The sequence below is a fragment of the Pseudomonas sp. genome (assembly GCF_051660785.1).
Lineage (GTDB): Bacteria > Pseudomonadota > Gammaproteobacteria > Pseudomonadales > Pseudomonadaceae > Aquipseudomonas.
This window is the reverse complement of sequence record NZ_JBOFQE010000079.1, coordinates 15,619-36,418: the sequence shown is the minus strand read 5'-3', so window position 1 is coordinate 36,418 and position 20,800 is coordinate 15,619. Positions and strand designations below refer to the sequence as shown.

Below are 20,800 nucleotides of genomic sequence, written 5' to 3'. Positions count from 1 at the left end.
CGACTCAGATGAGTGTTACCGATACCACCAGCGGCGTGAACATCAAGGACGTCCTGGCCAATTCTTCGGTCAAGACCAACAACACCAGCAGCGACGGCCTGGCCGCGGCAACTAACAGCGCCACCGGCAAGCAGGCGTTGGGCAAGGATGCGTTCCTGCAATTGCTGGTTACCCAGCTGAAGAACCAGAACCCGCTCGAGCCGCAGGATAACGGTGATTTCGTGGCTCAGCTGGCACAGTTCAGCAGCCTGGAAGGCATCACCACGCTGAACGATACGGTCAGCGGCATTGCCGGCAACTACAACTCCTCGCAGGCGCTGCAAGCGTCTTCGCTGGTGGGCCGTTCGGTGGTCGCGCAGACCGACACAGCGGTTGTCGATACCTCCAAGAGCTTCAACGGCACGGCCGTTGTCCCGGCATCGGTGGATCCGGTCATGGTCAAGATCACCGACGCCGATGGCAAAGTGGTCCGCACCATCGACCTGGGCAGCCAGAAGGCCGGCAACGCCAGTTTCATCTGGGACGGCAAAAACGATGCGGGCGAAGTGGCCAAGGCCGGCACTTACAAATTTGCCGCCACCGCGACCTACGACAGCCAGGCGACCTCGCTGGTTACTTATCTGCCGGCCACCGTCAACAGCGTGACCATCAGCCAGACCGGCGGTGAGTTGATGCTGAACCTGGCAGGCCTGGGCAGTGTTGCCCTGTCCAAAGTACAGACCATTGGTATATAGAGCCGACTAACACGGCACAAAGGAGTGGAATATGTCTTTCAATATCGGCCTTAGCGGTCTCTATGCAGCCAACAAACAACTGGACGTGACCGGCAACAACATCGCCAACGTCGCGACCACCGGTTTCAAATCGTCCCGTGCAGAATTCGAAGACGTGTACTCGGCCACGCGCCTGGGTACCGGCAGCAAGACCGTCGGCAACGGCGTGCGTCTGGCCAACGTTGCCCAGCAGTTCGGTCAGGGCGATGTGAACAACACCGGCAACGTGCTGGACATGGGCATCCAGGGCAACGGTTTCTTCATCCTCAGCGACAACGGTTCCCTGAGCTACACCCGTGCCGGCGCGTTCAAGACTGACGCTGAAAACTATGTCGTCGATAACAACGGTAACCGTCTGCAAGGTTACGGCGTTGATGACAACGGCAAGATCATCAATGGTGTGCTGACTGACCTGAAAATCGACACATCGAGCCTGTCGCCAAAGGCGACCACTCGCGTCGACCAGACCATGAACCTTAACTCCTCGGATACCCTTCCGACCGTTACGCCGTTCAACCCGGCCGAGCCATTGAGCTACACCAAGCCAATCTCCACTCCGATCTACGATAGCCAGGGTAACCAGCACTCCCTGGACCAGTACTACGTGAAAACCGGCACCAACGCATGGACCGTGTACACCTACGTGGACGGTCGTTCGCCTTCCAACCCGGCCACCGAGCCACCGGTGCCAGTGACTGCCAACGTGACCTTCAACTCTGACGGCACCGTCAACACCATGACCGGCAGTGCGGGTTTTGCCGTGACCGGCAAAACCTTCAGGCTGACCGGCTGGGTGCCGGGCGTGGTGACCAATGCCAGCGTGACGCCGAAAGTCTGGGGTCCGAACGGTTCGGTTCCGGCCACCGGTGGCTTGACCTTCGACATGACCAAGACCACCTCTTTCAACTCGCCGACTGCCCGTACCCAGCAGTATCAGGACGGCTACGCCACTGGCCAGATCTCCAGTCTGACCATCGACGAAAACGGCATCATGACCGCCAACTTCAGTAACCAGCAAACCAAGGCCATCGGCCAGGTAGCGGTCGCCAGCTTCGCCAACGAGCAAGGCTTGCAGCCAATCGGTGGTACCCGCTGGAAAGAAACCTTCGCCTCGGGCGTGGCCGGTGTCGATGCACCGAAAACCGGTACGCTGGGTGCGGTAGTGTCCAACTCCCTGGAAGAGTCCAACGTCAACCTGACCAACGAACTGGTTGACTTGATCAAGGCGCAGAGCAACTACCAGGCAAACGCCAAGACCATCTCCACCCAGAGCACTATCATGCAGACCATCATTCAGATGACCTGATGCGGGTTGGATGACACTGTTTCACAAGGAGCCCCTCGGAAGAGGGGCTTTTTTGTGGTCGGGATTTTGTCAGTAGCTGAAGTTCTGGTTGTCTGTACTGGCCTCATCGTCGGAACGCCGCCCGGGGCACCACTTTCTTTGAGGCAAAAGAAAACCCCCGACCCATCCAGAGGACTGATCGGGGGTTTCAGATAAGCGCCTCGCGGCGCCTACCGGCTCAGCTTATTGGCAAGCTTCGCAATCCGGCTCGTCGATGGCGCAGGCCTTTGGCACTGGAGCAGGGCCGGCAGGTGCTGCCAGGACCGAATCTTCACCGTGGTTGCCACCGCTGGAAACAGCGTTCAGCTTGCCGGTGTTGATGGTCGATTTCTCGGTGCTGGTCGCGGCCAGGGCACGGAGGTAGTAAGTGGTTTTCAGACCACGGTACCAGGCCATGCGGTAGGTCACGTCCAGTTTCTTGCCCGAAGCGCCAGCGATGTACAGGTTCAGCGACTGAGCCTGGTCGATCCACTTCTGACGACGGCTGGCCGCGTCAACGATCCACTTGGTGTCCACTTCGAAGGCAGTCGCGTAGAGCTCTTTGAGTTCTTGCGGGATGCGCTCGATCTGTTGCACCGAACCGTCGTAGTACTTCAGGTCGTTGATCATGACCGAGTCCCACAGGCCGCGAGCCTTCAGGTCGCGAACCAGGTACGGGTTGATCACGGTGAATTCGCCCGACAGGTTCGATTTCACGTAGAGGTTCTGGTAGGTCGGTTCGATTGACTGCGACACGCCAGTGATGTTGGCGATGGTTGCAGTCGGTGCGATGGCCATGATGTTGGAGTTACGAATGCCTTTCTGCACACGGGCGCGAACTGGTGCCCAGTCCAGGGATTCGTTCAGGTCAACGTCGATGTACTTCTGGCCACGTTGCTCGATCAGGATCTGTTGCGAATCCAGCGGCAGGATGCCTTTGGACCACAGCGAACCCTGGAACGTCTCGTAAGCGCCGCGCTCGTCGGCCAGGTCGCAGGAAGCCTGGATCGCGTAGTAGCTGACCGCTTCCATCGACTTGTCGGCGAACTCGACGGCCGCGTCGGAACCGTAAGGGATGTGCTGCAGGTACAAAGCGTCCTGGAAGCCCATGATGCCCAAGCCAACCGGACGGTGCTTGAAGTTGGAGTTCTTCGCTTGTGGCACCGAGTAGTAGTTGATGTCGATCACGTTATCGAGCATGCGAACGGCGGTGTTCACGGTGCGTTCCAGCTTGGCGGTGTCCAGCTTGCCGTTGACGATGTGGTTCGGCAGGTTGATCGAGCCCAGGTTGCAAACGGCGATCTCGTCCTTGTTGGTGTTCAAGGTGATCTCGGTGCACAGGTTCGAGCTGTGGACCACGCCCACGTGCTGCTGCGGGCTGCGCAGGTTGCACGGGTCTTTGAAGGTCAGCCATGGGTGGCCGGTTTCAAACAGCATGGACAGCATTTTGCGCCACAGGTCTTTGGCCTGGATGGTCTTGAACAGCTTGATCTTGCCCGGGTACTCGGACAGGGCTTCGTAGTACTCGTAACGCTCTTCGAAAGCCTTGCCGGTCAGGTCGTGCAGATCCGGTACTTCGGACGGCGAGAACAGGGTCCACTTGCCGTCATCGAAGACGCGCTTCATGAACAGGTCCGGGATCCAGTTGGCGGTGTTCATGTCGTGGGTACGACGACGATCATCACCGGTGTTCTTGCGCAGCTCGATGAACTCCTCGATGTCCATGTGCCAGGTTTCCAGGTAGGCACAGACAGCGCCTTTGCGCTTGCCACCCTGGTTAACGGCGACGGCAGTGTCGTTCACTACTTTCAGGAACGGTACGACGCCCTGGGATTTGCCGTTGGTGCCCTTGATGTACGAACCCAGTGCACGAACCGGCGTCCAGTCGTTGCCCAGGCCGCCTGCGAATTTCGACAACATGGCGTTGTCGTGGATCGCGTGGTAAATGCCCGACAGGTCATCCGGCACGGTGGTCAGGTAGCAGCTCGACAGCTGTGGACGCAGGGTGCCGGCGTTGAACAAGGTCGGGGTCGACGACATGTAGTCGAAGGACGACAGCAGGTTGTAGAACTCGATCGCACGGTCTTCTTTCTGCTTCTCTTCAATCGCCAGGCCCATGGCCACGCGCATGAAGAAGATCTGCGGCAGTTCGAAGCGGATACCGTCCTTGTGGATGAAGTAACGGTCGTACAGGGTTTGCAGGCCCAGGTAGGTGAACTGCTGATCGCGCTCGTGGTTGATTGCCTTGCCGAGTTTTTCCAGGTCAAAAGTGGCCAGGACCGGGTTCAGCAATTCGAATTCGATACCCTTGGCGATGTACGCAGGCAGCGCCTTGGCGTACAGGTCGACCATTTCGTGGTGGGTCGCGCTTTCGGCAACTTCCAGGAAGCTCAGGCCTTCGGCACGCAGGGTGTCCATTAGCAGGCGGGCGGTCACGAACGAGTAGTTCGGCTCACGCTCGACCAGGGTACGGGCGGTCATCACCAGGGCGGTGTTGACGTCGGTCAGGGCCACGCCGTCGTACAGGTTTTTCAGGGTTTCGCGCTGGATCAGGTCGCCATCGACTTCTTCCAGACCTTCGCACGCTTCGGTGACGATGGTGTTCAGGCGGCCCATGTCCAGAGGAGCAAAGGTGCCATCGGCGCGGGTGATGCGGATCGACGGGTGAGCGTTGACTGCTTCTTCGGCCGGTGCGTGGGCAGCGCGTTCTTTCGAACGGCCGTCACGGTAGATCACGTAGTCGCGGGCCACTTTCTGCTCGCCGGCACGCATCAGGGCCAGTTCAACCTGGTCCTGGATCTCTTCGATGTGGATGGTGCCGCCCGAAGGCATGCGACGCTTGAAAGTCGCGGTGACTTGTTCGGTCAGGCGGGCAACGGTGTCATGGATTCGCGACGAGGCGGCAGCGGTGCCGCCTTCAACTGCGAGAAACGCTTTGGTGATCGCGACGGTGATCTTGTCGTCGGTGTAAGGAACGACGGTGCCGTTACGCTTGATCACGCGCAGTTGGCCAGGCGCGGTGGCGGACAGATCCGAAGTCGAATCAGCGGCCTGCGGCAAGGTGCCCTGCGGGTTCTCGCGAGTTGTGTCGGTTTGCATGGGGGTGTGTCTCCACATTCTCTATGTTTGTTTGAGCACCTTCATGGTGCCCACCGTTCTGTCCTGAAGCACTACAACCGACGGGCGTCGGGCATAACAACTTCGGGACAGTAGGAAAAGGCTAATGATGCCGCTTCCTTGCCGAAGTCTTTGGTCGCGAGCCAGGGCCCGAAACCGGATTCCATTCTGGGTGACAGTAATGACTGCAACACCCGTACCGTTCCGGCTGTTCTGGCCTAAAAAAACGGTGCCATCCGCAGGTGCGGTTTGGGCTTTCAAAATCACGCTTGGTTCAACCGGAAACAGCAATAAAGCGCTTGAGTTTCTGGTCTGAAATGTGGTTGGGCTTTTTAAGCCAAAACCCTACATGTAGGGTTTTTTTGGCGCCGTGCTACAAGATAATGCGTTTTGGAGGGTGTTGCAACGTACTACCTGTGGATAAACCTGTGCGTAAATTGTGTGTGAAAGAGGGAACAGGCGTGTAGGCCGCGACCTAGCTGGAGCGAACCGTTTTTCACTGATTTTCAGCGATTGAAAACAGTCATTCGGATTTTTAAGGGCGCGAACCCTATCACAAAAAACCGGGTTGTCCGAACGCATTTGCCGACTTGTGTTCTCGGCGTTCGGCGTTTATACAATCGGCCAGTGTGTACGCATTCTTATCCTCCCCAATCATTACAAAAAGACGGGTGGATCCTTCCTTATAAGTGTTGTTGGCAAGCAGAGGTCACCGTGGAGCAAGAAGCCTGGCAGGTATTGATTGTGGAGGACGACCAGCGTCTGGCCGAACTGACCCGCGATTACCTGGAAGCCAATGGCCTGCGCGTCTCGATCGAGGGCAATGGCGCCCTGGCCGCGGCCCGCATCATTAATGAAAAGCCGGACCTGGTGATCCTCGACCTGATGCTCCCCGGCGAAGATGGCCTGAGCATCTGCCGCAAGGTCCGCGACAAATATGACGGCCCGATCCTGATGCTCACCGCCCGCACCGACGACACCGATCAGATTCTTGGCCTGGACCTGGGCGCTGACGACTACGTGTGCAAACCCGTTCGCCCACGCCTGCTGCTGGCGCGCATCCAGGCACTGTTGCGCCGCAGCGAAGCCCCCGAAGTGGCCCCGGAAAAACAACGGCGCCTGCAGTTCGGTCCGCTGGTGGTGGACAACGCCTTGCGCGAGGCCTGGCTGAATGACAGCGGCATCGAACTGACCAGCGCCGAATTTGATCTGCTGTGGCTGCTGGTGGCCAACGCCGGGCGCATCCTGTCCCGGGAAGAGATCTTCACCGCGCTGCGCGGCATCGGCTATGACGGCCAGGACCGCTCCATCGACGTACGCATCTCGCGCATCCGCCCGAAAATTGGCGACGACCCGGAGCATCCACGACTGATCAAAACCATCCGCAGCAAAGGTTATCTGTTCGTTCCGGAAGCCTGCACCCTGTGAACTCGATCTTCCTGCGCATCTACGGCGGCATGTGCGCGGCGCTGATTCTGGTCGCGGTGCTCGGCGTACTGGCGTTGCACCTGCTCAATCAGGTGCGCAGCGAGCAATACCGCGAACGCTTGGCCCACGGCACCTTTTCGCTGATGGCCGACAACCTGAACCCGATGAACGAAACCGAGCGCCACCGGGCTTTGCTGGTGTGGGAGCGTTTGCTCGGAATTCCCTTGGCGCTGAAGACCTTTGCCCAGACTGACCTCGACCTGACGCAGCGCACCCGCGTGCTGCGTGGCCAGGCGTTGGTAGAACAGACCGGCCCGCACGCGGCAAGAGTCTATCGCCTGGTCAGCGACAAGGAACAGCTTGTCCTCACGGGCGAGGTGCAGCAGATCAGCGAGCAACTGGCGCGAGCGACGATTTACCTGCTCGCCGACGAACTGGTGCGCGTGCCGGTGGCTGAGCAGCCAAAACGCCTGGCGCAGTTGAAACAAGACAAGGGCTTCGGATTCGACCTGCGGCTGGTCACCGTCGACCAGGCGGACATGGACGAAGACCAGAGCCGCCGGATTTCCGAAGGCGACACGGTGATGGCGCTGGGCAAGGGCGGCGACTCGATCCGCGTGTTTGCCGGTATGGTCGGTACACCGTGGGTGCTGGAAATCGGTCCGCTGTATCAGATGAATCCGTATCCACCGGAATGGCTGGTGCTGATCGCGGCCCTGGGTTTGAGTCTGATCGGTTTGATCGTCTATCTATTGGTGCGACAGCTTGAGCGCCGCTTGCGTGGCCTCGAAGCCGCCGCCACGCGCATCGCCAAGGGCAGCCTGGAAACTCGCGTGCCGGCGCGTGGCGCGGATTCGGTGGGGCGACTGGCCTCGGCGTTCAATGGCATGGCCGAGCACTTGCAACAGTTGCTGGCGATCCAGCGTGAACTGGTGCGCGCCGTGTCTCACGAGTTGCGTACGCCGGTGGCGCGTTTGCGTTTTGGCCTGGAGATGATCGGCTCGGCCACCACGCCACAGGCCCTGGAGAAGTATCGCGAAGGCATGGACCACGACATCGAGGACCTCGACAAGCTGGTGGACGAGATGCTGACCTACGCGCGGCTGGAGCAGGGTTCGCCGGCGCTGAATTTCCAGCGGATCGATCTGGATGCGTTGGTCAATCAAGTGATCGAAGAACTGGCGCCGTTACGCGCCGATGTCACGGTGCAGCGTGGGCTTTGCCTGTCCGCCGCTGATTGCGACGACGCCTGGGTCGAGGCTGAACCGCGCTATTTACACCGGGCGATCCAGAACCTGGTGAGCAACGCCATGCGCCATGCCTCGTCGCGGGTGACCGTCAGTTATCAGGTGGGGCAGCAGCGCTGCCGGGTGGATATCGAAGACGACGGACCGGGCGTGCCGGAGTCGGCGTGGGAGAAAATCTTTACGCCGTTCCTGCGTCTCGATGACAGCCGAACCCGGGCGTCTGGCGGGCATGGGTTGGGGTTGTCAATCGTGCGGCGGATCATCCATTGGCATGACGGGCGGGCGTTGATCAGCAAGAGCAAGAGTCTGGGCGGGGCTTGTTTTAGCCTGAGTTGGCCGCGGAATCAGGAGAAACGCTGAGAGGTGTGGTGAATGATCTGCCGCCATCGCGAGCAGGCTCGCTCCCACACTGGATCTATGCCACACCGAAAATCCCCTGTGGGAGCGAGCCGGCTCCGGGCGGCGTTCCGAAGATGAGGCCCTCCCAAACACCAAAAATCTTCAGGCCTTGATACTGACCAGACTCAACAACTGCCCATCCATCACCCCGAACTGCGCATCCAGCTCAGTGCCATTGCGCCATTCGCTGGACAGATCAGTCAGCAACCGCAACCGCACTTCACCCGCCTCGGTCCACTCCAGCACCTCGGCATGTTCAAAATAAAACCGCTGCTGGACAATCGGATACAGCGCCTTGAACAGACTTTCCTTCACCGAAAACGTCAGCGTCACCAGCTTGGCCAATTGATCACGAGGGCCTGCGGCCATGCGCTGCAACTCTGGCGGTGTGAGGATTTCCCCGGCCAGGCGCTCGGCCCGTTCCGGGTTGAGCAGGTTCTCCAGATCCATCCCCAATCCACGCCAGTGGCTCTTGTTCGCCACAATCGCCGCAGCCCGGCCGGTGCTGTGGGTGATCGAGCCGCTGATATGCGCGGGCCACACCGGCGCACGGTCTTCACCGATGGTCGGGCTGAAACTCAGCCCTTCCAATTGCTGCAACGCCGCCCGGGCGCAGATCCGCCCGGCGAGAAACTCGGCCTGACGCTTGGCGACTGAACGCTGGATGCTGGCCGGCGGCTCGATGGCGCTGCGCTGGAAATCATCGCTGGCCAGTTGCGAGGTATCGAAGTGAGTGCTCAACAGCACCGTATCGGGCAGCACAAACGGCAGCGGCCAATGGGCATCGAGCGGGGTACAGCAGACGGGGAGGGCGGGGGCGGGATTCATGACGGGCATTTTGCCGGGTTGCCTTTTGGCTGGGTAGTGGCAGTGGGCTTTTGTGGCGAGGGGATTTATCCCCGTTGGGTGGCGAAGCCGCCCCAAAACCTGCAACCTCGGTGTATCAGATACACCGAATGCGCTGGTTTCACGACTGCTGCGCAGCCGGACGGGGATAAATCCCCTCACCACAAAGCCCCTCGCCACAGGTTTCACTTGTTCAACTAAATATCTTCTTGAAGAACGCCTGCATATCGGCCCAGGACTTTTCATCCGCTGCCTTGCTGTAGCCAATATCTGGCCCGGCATGATCCCCATGGCTTAACCGGTCCGCATCCGGATTGCTGAACCCATGCTTGGCGCCCTCAAGGCTGACGAACTGATAGTCAGCCCCGGCCTTGTCCATCTCCGCCTTGAACGCTGCGACGTTGTCCTGGGTGATCATGCTGTCCAGCGCACCATGCTCCACCAGAATCTTCGCCTTGACACTGCCCGGCGTTGCCGGCGTTTTGGTCGCCAGCGCCCCGTGGAAACTCACTACCCCCGCCAGCGGTACACCCTGGCGTGCCGCATTCAGCACCACGCCGCCGCCAAAGCAGTAACCGATGGCGGCGACTTTATCCGGATTGGTTTGTGGCTGTTTCTTCAGCAAGTCGAGCCCGGCCTGGAAGCGCGCACTGGACGCGGCACTGTCTTTCAACGCCGCTTGCATGAACGCCATGGCGTCCTTCGGGTGCTCGGTGTTCTTGCCGTCGCCATACATATCAATGGCCAGCGCGCTGTAGCCCAGACCGGCCAGATCGCGGGCGCGGCGCTTGGTGTAGTCGTTGAGGCCCCACCATTCATGCACGACGACCACGCCCGGCCGCTGACCTTTTATAGCGTCGTCGTAAGCGTAATAGCCGATCAGCCTGGTGCCGTCGGGGCTCTGATAGGGGATTTCCTGAGTCTTGATCGCGGCTTGGCTAAGCCCGCTCAAGGCCAGTAAAACGAGGGCGAGGAAAACGCGCATGGTCGGATCTCCTGCATAAAAGTCATTAAAACAGCTGGGTGGCGTTGGTTCAGCTCAGGTTCAGAGTGCGTTCAGGGGGAGTTCAGGGCGGGGTGCGTAACCTTGCCCCGTACCCAAAAAGCAAATAGCGCATGAGGAAATTCCCCAATGACTAGTTTCAAGAAACTGCTTCTGGCTTTCACCGTCCTGGGCGCGAGCACCGCCGCTTTTGCCTCCGACGACAATTTCGCCAGCCTTACTCTTGGACAGACCAGCAACAAGGTCAAAAAGTCCCACGCCTTGAACGACAACCTCAACAGCCCGAACGCCGACGGTGTGATCGGCAAGGACACCACCTGGGGTGTGCGTCTGGGTCAGCAAAACAGCCAGGGCCGCTACTACGCCACGTACGACAACGTGTCGGGCTCGCACAATGGCATTAAACTGCGTCAGGAAAACCTCCTGGGCAGCTACGATCTGTTCTACCCGGTGGGCGGCAGCACCCAATTGTTCGGTGGTGCCACGGCCGGCCTGACCAAAATGACCCAGGAGTCCCCGGGTTTCAGCCGCGACAGCGACATCGGTTACGCCGTCGGCGGCCAGGTTGGCGTGTTGCAGCAAGTGTCGCAAAACACCTCGGTCGAGATGGGTTACCGTTACCTGCGCAGCAACGCCAGCACCGAGATGAGCGAGCGCGGTGGCAGCAAACAGGGTTCGCTGAACCTGACCAGCAGCGCCCAGACGTACCTGTCGGCGAACTACGCTTTCTGATAGGCGCAACCCCTGTAGGAGCGAGACCGGCTTGCCGGCGATGCGGCCAGCACATTCGACATTGATGTCGACTGACACACCGCTATCGCGAGCAGGCTCGCCCTACAGGGTTCTGCGGTGTGACTGAGAACTGTGCTGCTGGAGATAACGATTTGCCTGGGAGAGCGTTATGAAACTGCTGGTCGTCGAAGATGAAGCGCTGTTGCGCCATCACCTGCAAACCCGCCTGACGGACAGCGGCCACGTGGTCGAATCCGTGGCCAACGCCGAAGAGGCGCTGTACCAGACCGAGCAATTCAACCATGACCTGGCGGTGATCGACCTCGGCCTGCCGGGCATGAGCGGGCTCGACCTGATCCGCCAACTGCGCTCGCGCGGCAAGACCTTTCCGATCCTGATCCTCACCGCGCGCGGCAACTGGCAGGACAAGGTCGAAGGCCTCGCCGCCGGTGCCGACGATTACGTGGTCAAGCCGTTCCAGTTCGAAGAACTCGACGCACGCCTGAATGCCTTGTTGCGCCGCTCCAGCGGGTTCACCCAGTCGACCATCGTCGCCGGGCCGTTGCTGCTGGACCTCAATCGCAAACAGGCGTCCCTCGATGAACAACCGTTGGCGCTGACCGCCTACGAGTACCGAATCCTCGAGTACCTGATGCGGCATCACCAGCAAGTGGTGGCCAAGGACCGCTTGATGGAACAGCTCTACCCCGACGACGACGAGCGCGATCCAAACGTCATCGAAGTGCTGGTCGGCCGTCTGCGCCGCAAACTCGAAGGCCCGTCCGGTTTCAAGCCGATCGACACCGTGCGTGGGCTCGGCTACTTGTTCAATGAGCGCTGCACTTGATTCGTTCTCTTCGGGTCCGGTTGATGCTCGCCGCCGCCACGCTGGCGGTGCTGTTCATGCTGGCGTTGCTGCCAGCGATGCAGGGCGCATTCAGCCTGGCGTTGCAGGATTCCATCGAGCAACGCCTGGCGTCGGACGTCACCACGCTGATCTCCGCTGCGCGGGTGGAAAACAACACCCTGCAGATGCCGGCGCAGTTGCCTGATGAGCGCTTCAATCTGACCGACAGCCGCCTGGTCGGTTACATCTATGACCGCGAAGGTCATTTGGTGTGGCGCTCGAAGGCCACGCGCGAAGAGAAGATCAACTACAAACCGCGATACGACGGACGGGGCAACGAATTCGCGCGAATTCGCGAGGCCGATGGTCAGGAATTCTTTGTCTACGACGTCGAAGTCAAACTGCTCGGCGGCAAAAGTGCGGCGTTCAGCATCGTCGCCCTGCAACCGGTGCGCGAGTACGAAGTCACCCTCGAAGGCCTGCGCGAAAACCTCTACCTCGGTTTCGGCGCCGCGTTGCTGGTGCTGCTGGCATTGCTGTGGATTGGCCTGACCTGGGGTTTGCAGGCCTTGCGCCGGCTCAGTCAGGAACTCGACGAAATCGAAAGCGGCGCCCGCGAAAGCCTCAGCGAACAACACCCGCGCGAACTGCTGCGCCTGACCGGCTCGCTCAACCGCTTGCTGCACAGCGAACGCGAACAGCGCAGCCGCTACCGCGACTCCCTCGACGACCTGGCCCACAGCCTGAAAACCCCGCTGGCTGTGTTGCAAGGTGTCAGCGAAGACATGGCCCAACGCCCGGAAGACCGCGATCAGGCGTGGGTGCTGCAAACCCAGATCGAACGCATGAGCCAGCAGATCGGCTATCAACTGCAACGCGCCAGTCTGCGTAAAAGCGGTCTGGTGCGCCATCAAGTGCGCCTGCAACCGGTGCTGCAAAGCCTGTGCGACACCCTGGACAAGGTCTACCGCGACAAACGCGTGCGCGTCGCTTTCGACCTGCCGGATCAGTGTTATGTGCCGATCGAGCAAGGCGCGCTGCTGGAAATGATGGGCAACCTGCTGGAAAACGCCTATCGCCTGTGCCTGAGCGAAGTGCGCATCAGCGTGCGCGAAACCCTGAGCGGCATTGAGTTGTGCGTAGAAGACGACGGGCCGGGCGTGCCGCCGGACCAGCGCGCGCGGATTCTGCAAAGAGGCGAACGGCTGGATCGACAGCACCCGGGGCAGGGGATTGGTCTCGCGGTGGTGAAAGACATTATCGAGAGCTACAGCGCGAAGCTGACGCTCGGGGATTCGCCGATGGGCGGGGCGGCGTTCCGGATTCATTTTCCGGTGGTTTGATGGTGATCTTGCGGGCCTCATCGCGAGCAGGCTCGCTCCCACAGGGGATCTCCTGTGTAGCCAGATTATGCGAGCGACGCAGATCCAAATGTGGGAGCGAGCCTGCTCGCGATGGGGCCCGCCCATACAACACAAATCCCGCAGACGCTCAGCAATAAACAGCGGTGTTTAAAACACATCTCCAGACACTCACTCAGGCTACACATCCTTGCGCCGCTGCCTACGTCTACGCCAGAATCCGCCGGCTTGTGCGTCTGGGGGGTGGGTTCTATCGTTTGCGGGTCGCTGACGAATCAGCGATCGGGTTTAGCGATCCGATCCCATCACAGACGCAAAAGCGCCCAAGTTCGATTGCAGTTTTCAGTGCCTGCAATACGCGTAATGGTGGCTGTGCGTGGGAGACCTTCGAGTCTACCGGGGTTTCTATGACCCGGATCGCTAACCTGCGTACAGCCGCCACCTTTACTTGTTTAGCGATAGGTCGTGGCGGCTCAACCAACCACGGAGCTTCACATGTTCAAAATTACGCCCAACCCACCCGAAACCGACGACGTTTCGCCGTACGATTCCACTGACTCCAAAAAACTCAACGAAGCCACCGACCGCGCCCTCGATTACTACCTCAAACCGGTCATTCCCAAAGACACGCCACGCAAACCCAGCACGATTTACTTCGTCGCCCCTGATACCGATGACGAAACTCTGCTGGTCAATGCCTGTGAATCCATGGCATCAGCGAGTGTGATGCTGAGTAATTTCGCGGGGTTGATGGAGGGGCCGCATCGCAGTACCGTGCTGGGGATTCAGCAGGTGGTGATGCTGGGGGAGCTGGCGGTGAACCGGATGCTGGACAGGCTTGATCCGCCGTAGGCGTTCAGTCAGGTAGATCGCGTCATCGTTCAATCGCGAGCAGGCTCGCTCCCACAGGAGATCTTCAGTGAATACATAATTTGCGTTCACACCGATCAAATGTGGGAGCGAGCCTGCTCGCGATTGGGCCAGCCAATACAACCCAAAAAATCAATTCTCCTGCGCGCGATAGGCCCCAGGCGTCAACCCCGTCCACTTCTTGAACGCCCGATGAAACGCCGAAGGCTCTGAAAACCCCAGTTGCTCGGCAATCTGCTGTAACGACAGATCCGCCCGTCCCAGGTGATAAATCGCAATGTCCCGCCGCAGCTGATCCTTCAACTCCTGAAAACTCGACCCTTCCTCACGCAAATGCCGACGCAAGGTCTGCGGGCTGATGTGCAGGTGCGCGGCTACGGCTTCCAGGTCCGGCCAGCGCGCACTGTCGCGGCTGAGCAAACGGCGTAATTGACTGCTCAAACTGTCGCCATCATCCGGACGCGACAGCAGGTCGGCGGGGGAGTGTTGGAGGAAATGCTTGAGGGTGCGTTCGTCCTGCAACAACGGCATGTGCAGGTAGCGGCTGTGAAACAGCAGGCTGCTCTGCGCCGCGGAAAATTCCATGGGGCAGGGGAACAGCAAGTCGTATTCGGCGCCGTGTTCCGGTCTTGGATAACTGAACGTTGCCTGCTCCAGCCGAATGCGTTGGCCGATCATCCAGCTGCCGAGGCGATGCCACACCATCAACTGGCATTCCGTGAGGAAATGGTCCGGGTCCTGGAATCTCGAATCATCGAGGCTCAGGCGAATCATTTCGTCTTCGCGGGTCAGGGTCAGGCGCGGACCGTCGGGGAACAGGCTATAAAACAATAGCCCGCGATGCAGCGCCTTATCGAGGTTGCGGCAGTGGATCACGGCGTGGCACATCATCGCGAAGGTGCCGGTTTTACTGGGGGTCGGCCCGAAACCGAGGTACTCATCGTCGAGGGCCAGCCACAATCCCTGGATCAATCGCGTGAACTGTTCCGGCGCAATCCGTGCACGCGGCTCCTCCAGCAACTCGGGGCTGATCCCCAATTGCTGCAACAACTCTGAATAGTCATAACCCAACCGGCGCGCGCCACCGAGGACGGCACGGGCGAAATGACTGGCGATGGTGCGTTCACGCATGGCAGGCAGGTCCGACCCATTGAACGACGGATGGTAGCTGTCGGCCTGAAGGTTGAACAGGCGGATATCCGCCAAATTGTAGGACGAGGTCTGGAAGATGGGCGGAAATCCGCCACACCAATGTCACCGAACAGTGACCCAGAAAAACCCGTAACCCTTGATGTCAAAAGGCTTGCAGGCATTTTGACGAAGGTGGCACGAGCCTTGCGATACAACGAGCAGATGCCTGCCGTTGCGCAGCTCGACAAAACAAATCCCTCCAGTGCAGGAGGGTTCGCAATTGAAGTGTCCTGGGCAACAGATGGATGTTGTCACCGGCCACTCTTGAGGAACTTGCAATGACGACTCGTCAGCCACTGTATAAATCCCTGTATTTCCAGGTGATCGTTGCAATTGCCATCGGCATCCTGCTCGGCCACTTCTATCCGCAGACCGGTGTGGCCCTCAAGCCGCTGGGTGACGGGTTCATCAAACTGATCAAAATGGTCATCGCGCCGATCATTTTCTGTACGGTCGTCAGTGGTATCGCCGGCATGCAGAACATGAAGTCGGTCGGCAAGACCGGCGGTTATGCGCTGCTCTACTTCGAAATCGTTTCCACTATTGCCTTGCTGATCGGTCTGGTCGTGGTCAACGTCGTGCAACCGGGCGCCGGCATGCACATCGATGTGACGACGCTGGACACCAGCAAAATCGCTGGTTTCATTTCGGCCGGTAAAGACCAGAGCATCGTGGCCTTTATCCTCAATGTGATCCCGAACACCATCGTCGGCGCGTTCGCCAATGGCGATATCCTGCAAGTGCTGATGTTCTCGGTGATCTTCGGTTTTGCCCTGCATCGCCTGGGTGCGTACGGCAAGCCGGTGCTGGACTTCATTGATCGTTTTGCTCACGTGATGTTCAACATCATCAACATGATCATGAAGCTCGCCCCAGTCGGTGCCTTCGGTGCCATGGCCTTCACCATTGGTGCTTATGGCGTAGGCTCGCTGGTGCAACTGGGTCAGTTGATGATCTGCTTCTACATCACCTGCATCCTGTTCGTGGTGGTTGTCCTGGGCGCCATCTGCCGCGTCCACGGCTTCAGCGTCTTGAAGCTGATCCGTTACATCCGTGAAGAACTGCTGATCGTGCTGGGTACTTCCTCTTCGGAATCCGCTCTGCCTCGCATGCTGATCAAGATGGAACGCCTGGGCGCGCAGAAATCCGTTGTCGGTCTGGTTATCCCGACGGGTTACTCGTTCAACCTCGACGGTACTTCGATCTACCTGACCATGGCTGCAGTGTTCATCGCTCAGGCGACCGACACCCACATGGACATCACTCACCAGATCACCCTGTTGCTGGTGCTGTTGTTGTCCTCCAAAGGTGCAGCGGGCGTAACCGGCAGTGGTTTCATCGTGCTGGCCGCTACCCTGTCTGCCGTGGGTCACCTGCCGGTTGCCGGCCTGGCGCTGATCCTTGGTATCGACCGCTTCATGTCTGAAGCCCGTGCGCTGACCAACCTCGTTGGTAACGCTGTTGCGACCCTGGTCGTGGCCAAGTGGGTGAAAGAGCTGGACGAAGACAAGCTGCAAGTCGAACTGGCTTCCGGCGGTCGCGGTATCTCCGACGAGCGTGAAGAAGACGACCTGGGCGTGGCCGAAGGCCCAACCCCAAGCAACGTCAAGTAAAGACTCGCTGTCATGAAAAACCCGCTTCGGCGGGTTTTTTCTTGCCGGAAATTTGAGCGTAACGGTCACAGCTGCTGACACTTCAGGTGATTGCTGCAATGGCTTCGCCTGCCTAGGCTGGAGACATCGTTCACGGAGGTTGCTCATGCCCGGTCCACTGGCATCACTCAAGGTTCTGGATTTCTCGACGCTGCTGCCGGGGCCGTTTGCCTCGTTGTTGCTGGCGGACATGGGCGCGGAAGTCTTGCGCATCGAATCGCCGACCCGCATGGATTTGCTGCGGGTGTTGCCGCCGCACGATCACGGGGTGTCGGCCAGCCACGCTTATCTCAATCGCAACAAGCGCAGCCTGGCGCTGGACCTCAAGCAGCCTGAGGCGCTGGAGGTGATCAAGCAGTTGCTGGCGGACCACGACATCGTGCTGGAGCAGTTCCGCCCCGGTGTGATGGAGCGTCTGGGCCTGGGTTATGAAGCCTTGAAGGCGATCAATCCACGGCTGATCTACGTGTCGATTACCGGTTATGGCCAGACCGGCCCCTACAAGGACCGCGCCGGCCACGACATCAACTACCTGGCGCTGGCGGGGCTGGCGAGCTACACCGGCCGCAGCGAGAGTGGGCCGCTGCCGTTGGGCATGCAGGTGGCGGATGTCGCCGGCGGATCGCTGCACGGGGTGATCGGCTTGCTGGCGGCGGTGATCGCCCGGCAGCAAAGCGGGGTGGGGCAATACCTTGATGTGAGCATGACCGACTGTGTCTTCAGCCTCAACGCGATGGCTGGTGCCGGGTATCTGGCCTGTGGCGTGGAGCCGGGCAGGGAAGATCAGATGCTCAATGGCGGCAGCTTCTACGACTATTACCGGTCACGAGACGGGCGCTGGTTATCGGTGGGCAGTCTGGAGCCGGCATTCATGCAGCAACTGTGTACGGCGCTGGGGCGCCCCGAACTGGCGGCCAAGGGCCTGTCGCCCAAACCCGCCGAGCAACAGGCGCTCAAGGATGAGTTGAAAGCCGAATTCGAGAAGCATGACTTTACGCAGCTGTGCGAGTTGTTTGCCGGGGTTGATGCCTGTGTCGAGCCAGTGTTGAGCTTGAGCGAAGCGGTGCAGCATCCGCAGTTTCAGGCGCGGGAGCTAGTGGCGCAGGTGCCGCGAGGGGATGGTTCCACGCAGGCGCAAATGGCCTGTCCGTTGAAGTTTTCCGAGGGGTTGCCGGCGCCACGGCGAACCGGCGCGGCGTTGGGGCAGCATACGGATCAGGTGTTGGGGGAGTTGGGGTTTGATGCTGAGCAGATTGAAGAGTTGCGCCGTGCCAAGGTGATTCTCTAGTGCCTGTCAGGCCGCCATCGCCAGCAGGCTGGCTCCCACAATGGATCCTGTGGGAGCCAGCCTGCTGGCGATGAGGCCGGCCCAAACACCACAAATCCCACTACTCGACCCGCATCTCCCCACTAAACACCAACGTGCTCCGGCACCGCCGGCACAAATACCGCCGTCCCTGGCGCACCAGGCCATGGCGCTGCGCCGAAAACGGAAAATCGCTGTCGACGCAGGGGCATTTGTAGATGTAGCGGGTCACGCTGCGGCGTTTGACGTCGTAGGTGTGGCAGCGATTGGGCGGGAGTTCGTACACGCCACGCATGATCAATTGCCACTCTTCGCCGTGCGGCTGAATGCGGTCGCCAAACAGCTGATGGGCGATCAGGTGCGCCACTTCATGGGCCACGGTCTGCTTGAGGAAATCTTCAGAGTTTTCCCGGTACAGCTGCGGGTTGAAGCGCAGCAGGTTCTCGTGCAAATGCGCGACACCGGCTTTTTGCCCGCGCAGCTTTAGGCTCACGACAGGGCGTTTGAAGGTTCGTTTGAAAAAGGATTCGGCCAACTGGTAACAGTCTTCGACGCGGGTATTGAGTTGCTCGGGCATGCTTGATGGATCTCCAGAGACGTCGAGTATGCCGCAACGCCGGGGCCTTGCGAATCGCCGAGGCGCCGAATGGTCGTTACCCCCTCACACATTAGAAGGCCGCCTTGCGGCGGCCTGTGTTGGCAGATCTTGTTTTGGGTGGAGAGTGTTGCTAATTCGTATAGACCGGCCCCACGCCGAGTCCCCAGACAATCACTGTAAACGCCATGATGGCGACCAGCACCACAAGGCCTACGGCAAGTACCGAACTGGAAAACAGGAAGCCCTCGTCTGATGGAATGTTCATGAAAGTGGGTAGCCCCACATACAGTAAATACACCGTGTAGCAGATGGCCGCCGTCCCGACGATCATCCCCAGCCACATGTGTGGGTACAGCGCCGCCAGACCGCCGATGAACAGCGGGGTCGCGGTATAGGTCGCAAATGCAACGCAGCGGGCCAGACTTGGATTGGCGTCATAGGTACGGGCCATCCAGTGGATGAATGCGCCCATGACCGCAACACCGCCGAGCATCGCCAGGTACGACATGATCGTCATCCATAGCGCGCTTTCCTGGGTCAACATCACCGGTGGCCGATTGCCAATGACCCAGCCGACCTGAGTGGTGCCGATAAACGCCGACACAGCGGGGATCGCCGCCAGAATCAGCGTGTGAGTCAGGTACATGTGGCTGATGCTTTCCTCTTGGTCGCCACGAATTTCTTTCCATTCCTGGTCGGGGTGGGTGAAGAGCCCCACTACGTGATGGATCATGCCAGTCACTCCTCTTGTTTTTACCGTCGCCCCCCAGTGGAGCGCCTACAGGCCAAAGTGGCCAAGTAAGTAAAAGGTCTGGATATGTGTGCGACCTTATGTCGCAGTATAGAAAGGTCTTACCCGCACGGGTTGTAGGGCGTTAGAGCAAATCGCGCTGTAAACACGGCTGCTAATCGCTGCAGGGTCTTGCGCAAGCATTGTGGCGAGGGAGCTTGCTCCCGCTCGGCTGCGCAGCAGTCGCAAAAAACAGCTGGCGGGGCTTGCCTGACACAATGGGACAGACGATTCCGGGGCCGCTGCGCGACCCAGCGGGAGCAAGCTCCCTCGCCACGGGGGTATGCTCAGCTCAGATAAAGTACCGTCGCCAGGTACTTCGCCGACGATGAGTTTTTGCGTAAAATGCCGGCCTTTCGTCACACCTCACGGATTTCGCGTCATGGGCACTCTCACGGTCAACCAGAACAAACTGCAAAAGCGCCTTCGCCGTCAGGCCGGTGAGGCCGTTGCCGATTTCAACATGATTGAAGACGGCGACAAGGTCATGGTTTGCCTGTCCGGTGGCAAGGACAGTTACACCATGCTCGATGTGCTCTTGCACTTGCAGAAGGTCGCTCCGATCAAGTTCGAGATCGTGGCCGTGAACATGGATCAGAAACAGCCGGGCTTCCCTGAGCACGTGCTGCCGGCCTACCTCAAAGAGCTGGGCATCGAGTATCACATCGTCGAGAAAGACACTTACTCGGTGGTCAAGGAGCTGATTCCGGAAGGCAAGACCACCTGCTCCCTGTGCTCGCGCCTGCGTCGCGGCACGCTCTACACCTTTGCCGACGAAATCGGCGCGACCAAAATGGCCCTCGGTCATCACCGCGACGACATCGTCGAGACGTTCTTCCTCAACATGTTCTTCAACGGTTCGCTCAAGGCCATGCCGCCAAAACTGCGCGCCGACGATGGCCGTAACGTGGTGATCCGCCCGCTGGCTTACTGCAACGAAAAAGACATCCAGGCCTACTCGGACTTCAAGCAATTTCCGATCATTCCGTGCAACCTCTGCGGTTCCCAGGAAAACCTGCAACGTCAGGTGGTCAAGGACATGCTGCAAGAGTGGGAGCGTAAAACTCCTGGCCGCACTGAAAGCATTTTCCGCAGCTTGCAGAACGTGCAACCGTCGCAACTGGCGGACCGTAATCTGTTCGACTTCACCAGCCTCAAGATCGATGAAACGGCGGCTTCGCGGTTCGTCAACGTCGTCAACCTCTAAACACAATCTCTGTGGGAGCCCGCCTGCTGGCGATGGCGGTGGGTCAGACACATCATTGTCGACTGACCTACCGCCATCGCCAGCAGGCTGGCTCCCACAGGGGTCTATT

Annotated in this window: 17 protein-coding genes; 11 read left to right on the top strand and 6 right to left on the bottom strand. The window is 59.5% G+C overall.

The genetic code is table 11. The features are described 5' to 3' along the window. The first annotated feature begins 8 nt into the window (after window positions 1-8). Together flgD and flgE are read left to right on the top strand one after the other, a co-directional pair. The gene (gene flgD / locus ACRC4F_RS21080) at window positions 9-734 is read left to right on the top strand and encodes a flagellar hook assembly protein FlgD (RefSeq protein ID WP_438661084.1); all 726 of its coding nucleotides are present in this window, start codon (window positions 9-11) and stop codon (window positions 732-734) included. A 31-nt stretch (window positions 735-765) separates the two neighbouring features. Beyond that, window positions 766-2,079 carry a flagellar hook protein FlgE gene (gene flgE / locus ACRC4F_RS21075; protein WP_438661083.1) on the top strand — a complete coding sequence of 438 codons (1,314 nt, stop codon included), beginning with the start codon at window positions 766-768 and terminating at the stop codon, window positions 2,077-2,079. 222 nt (window positions 2,080-2,301) lie between these two features. Here flgE and ACRC4F_RS21070 read toward each other — a convergent pair whose 3' ends face one another. Then, on the bottom strand, window positions 2,302-5,196 hold the full coding sequence (locus ACRC4F_RS21070) for a ribonucleoside-diphosphate reductase subunit alpha (RefSeq protein WP_438661082.1): 2,895 nt from the start codon (window positions 5,194-5,196) through the stop codon (window positions 2,302-2,304). A 732-nt stretch (window positions 5,197-5,928) separates the two neighbouring features. Between ACRC4F_RS21070 and ACRC4F_RS21065 the strand changes: the two genes are divergently transcribed. After that, entirely contained in the window at window positions 5,929-6,642 is a 714-nt protein-coding gene (locus tag ACRC4F_RS21065; protein ID WP_438661081.1) for a response regulator, read from the top strand. Beyond that, window positions 6,639-8,249, top strand: coding sequence for an ATP-binding protein (locus tag ACRC4F_RS21060; protein WP_438661080.1), 1,611 nt, complete (start codon window positions 6,639-6,641; stop codon window positions 8,247-8,249). Before ACRC4F_RS21065 ends, ACRC4F_RS21060 begins: the two co-directional genes overlap by 4 nt. 141 nt (window positions 8,250-8,390) lie before the next feature. On the opposite strand, the gene ACRC4F_RS21055 is transcribed toward ACRC4F_RS21060, so the two are convergent. After that, window positions 8,391-9,116 (bottom strand): 4'-phosphopantetheinyl transferase family protein, encoded by a 726-nt coding sequence (locus ACRC4F_RS21055; protein ID WP_438661079.1) that lies wholly within the window; start codon window positions 9,114-9,116, stop codon window positions 8,391-8,393. A 211-nt stretch (window positions 9,117-9,327) separates the two neighbouring features. Further along, on the bottom strand, window positions 9,328-10,119 hold the full coding sequence (locus ACRC4F_RS21050) for a dienelactone hydrolase family protein (protein ID WP_438661078.1): 792 nt from the start codon (window positions 10,117-10,119) through the stop codon (window positions 9,328-9,330). Between the two features lie 147 nt (window positions 10,120-10,266). Here ACRC4F_RS21050 and ACRC4F_RS21045 point away from each other — a divergent pair, with 147 nt between their 5' ends. From ACRC4F_RS21045 to ACRC4F_RS21030, 4 genes are all read left to right on the top strand, one after another. Next, on the top strand, window positions 10,267-10,869 hold the full coding sequence (locus ACRC4F_RS21045; RefSeq protein ID WP_438661077.1) for a hypothetical protein: 603 nt from the start codon (window positions 10,267-10,269) through the stop codon (window positions 10,867-10,869). A gap of 169 nt (window positions 10,870-11,038) precedes the next feature. Next, on the top strand, window positions 11,039-11,716 hold the full coding sequence (locus tag ACRC4F_RS21040) for a response regulator (RefSeq protein ID WP_438661076.1): 678 nt from the start codon (window positions 11,039-11,041) through the stop codon (window positions 11,714-11,716). Further along, window positions 11,713-13,059 (top strand): ATP-binding protein, encoded by a 1,347-nt coding sequence (locus ACRC4F_RS21035; protein ID WP_438661075.1) that lies wholly within the window; start codon window positions 11,713-11,715, stop codon window positions 13,057-13,059. Before ACRC4F_RS21040 ends, ACRC4F_RS21035 begins: the two co-directional genes overlap by 4 nt. A gap of 513 nt (window positions 13,060-13,572) precedes the next feature. Beyond that, the gene (locus tag ACRC4F_RS21030) at window positions 13,573-13,929 is read left to right on the top strand and encodes a DUF6124 family protein (RefSeq protein ID WP_438661074.1); all 357 of its coding nucleotides are present in this window, start codon (window positions 13,573-13,575) and stop codon (window positions 13,927-13,929) included. 150 nt (window positions 13,930-14,079) lie between these two features. On the opposite strand, the gene ACRC4F_RS21025 is transcribed toward ACRC4F_RS21030, so the two are convergent. After that, window positions 14,080-15,078 carry an AraC family transcriptional regulator gene (locus ACRC4F_RS21025; RefSeq protein WP_438661073.1) on the bottom strand — a complete coding sequence of 333 codons (999 nt, stop codon included), beginning with the start codon at window positions 15,076-15,078 and terminating at the stop codon, window positions 14,080-14,082. A gap of 338 nt (window positions 15,079-15,416) precedes the next feature. Between ACRC4F_RS21025 and ACRC4F_RS21020 the strand changes: the two genes are divergently transcribed. Beyond that, on the top strand, window positions 15,417-16,751 hold the full coding sequence (locus ACRC4F_RS21020) for a dicarboxylate/amino acid:cation symporter (protein WP_438661072.1): 1,335 nt from the start codon (window positions 15,417-15,419) through the stop codon (window positions 16,749-16,751). Between the two features lie 145 nt (window positions 16,752-16,896). Continuing rightward, window positions 16,897-18,078, top strand: a complete 1,182-nt coding sequence (locus ACRC4F_RS21015; RefSeq protein ID WP_438661071.1) for a CaiB/BaiF CoA transferase family protein — start codon at window positions 16,897-16,899, stop codon at window positions 18,076-18,078. A gap of 100 nt (window positions 18,079-18,178) precedes the next feature. On the opposite strand, the gene ACRC4F_RS21010 is transcribed toward ACRC4F_RS21015, so the two are convergent. Next, a complete protein-coding gene (locus ACRC4F_RS21010; protein ID WP_438661070.1) occupies window positions 18,179-18,673 on the bottom strand; it encodes a SprT family zinc-dependent metalloprotease in 495 nt (164 codons plus the stop codon). Between the two features lie 151 nt (window positions 18,674-18,824). Continuing rightward, entirely contained in the window at window positions 18,825-19,427 is a 603-nt protein-coding gene (locus ACRC4F_RS21005) for a Yip1 family protein (RefSeq protein ID WP_438661069.1), read from the bottom strand. A 439-nt stretch (window positions 19,428-19,866) separates the two neighbouring features. Between ACRC4F_RS21005 and ttcA the strand changes: the two genes are divergently transcribed. Next, window positions 19,867-20,691 carry a tRNA 2-thiocytidine(32) synthetase TtcA gene (gene ttcA / locus ACRC4F_RS21000; protein ID WP_438661068.1) on the top strand — a complete coding sequence of 275 codons (825 nt, stop codon included), beginning with the start codon at window positions 19,867-19,869 and terminating at the stop codon, window positions 20,689-20,691. Window positions 20,692-20,800 lie beyond the last annotated feature (109 nt).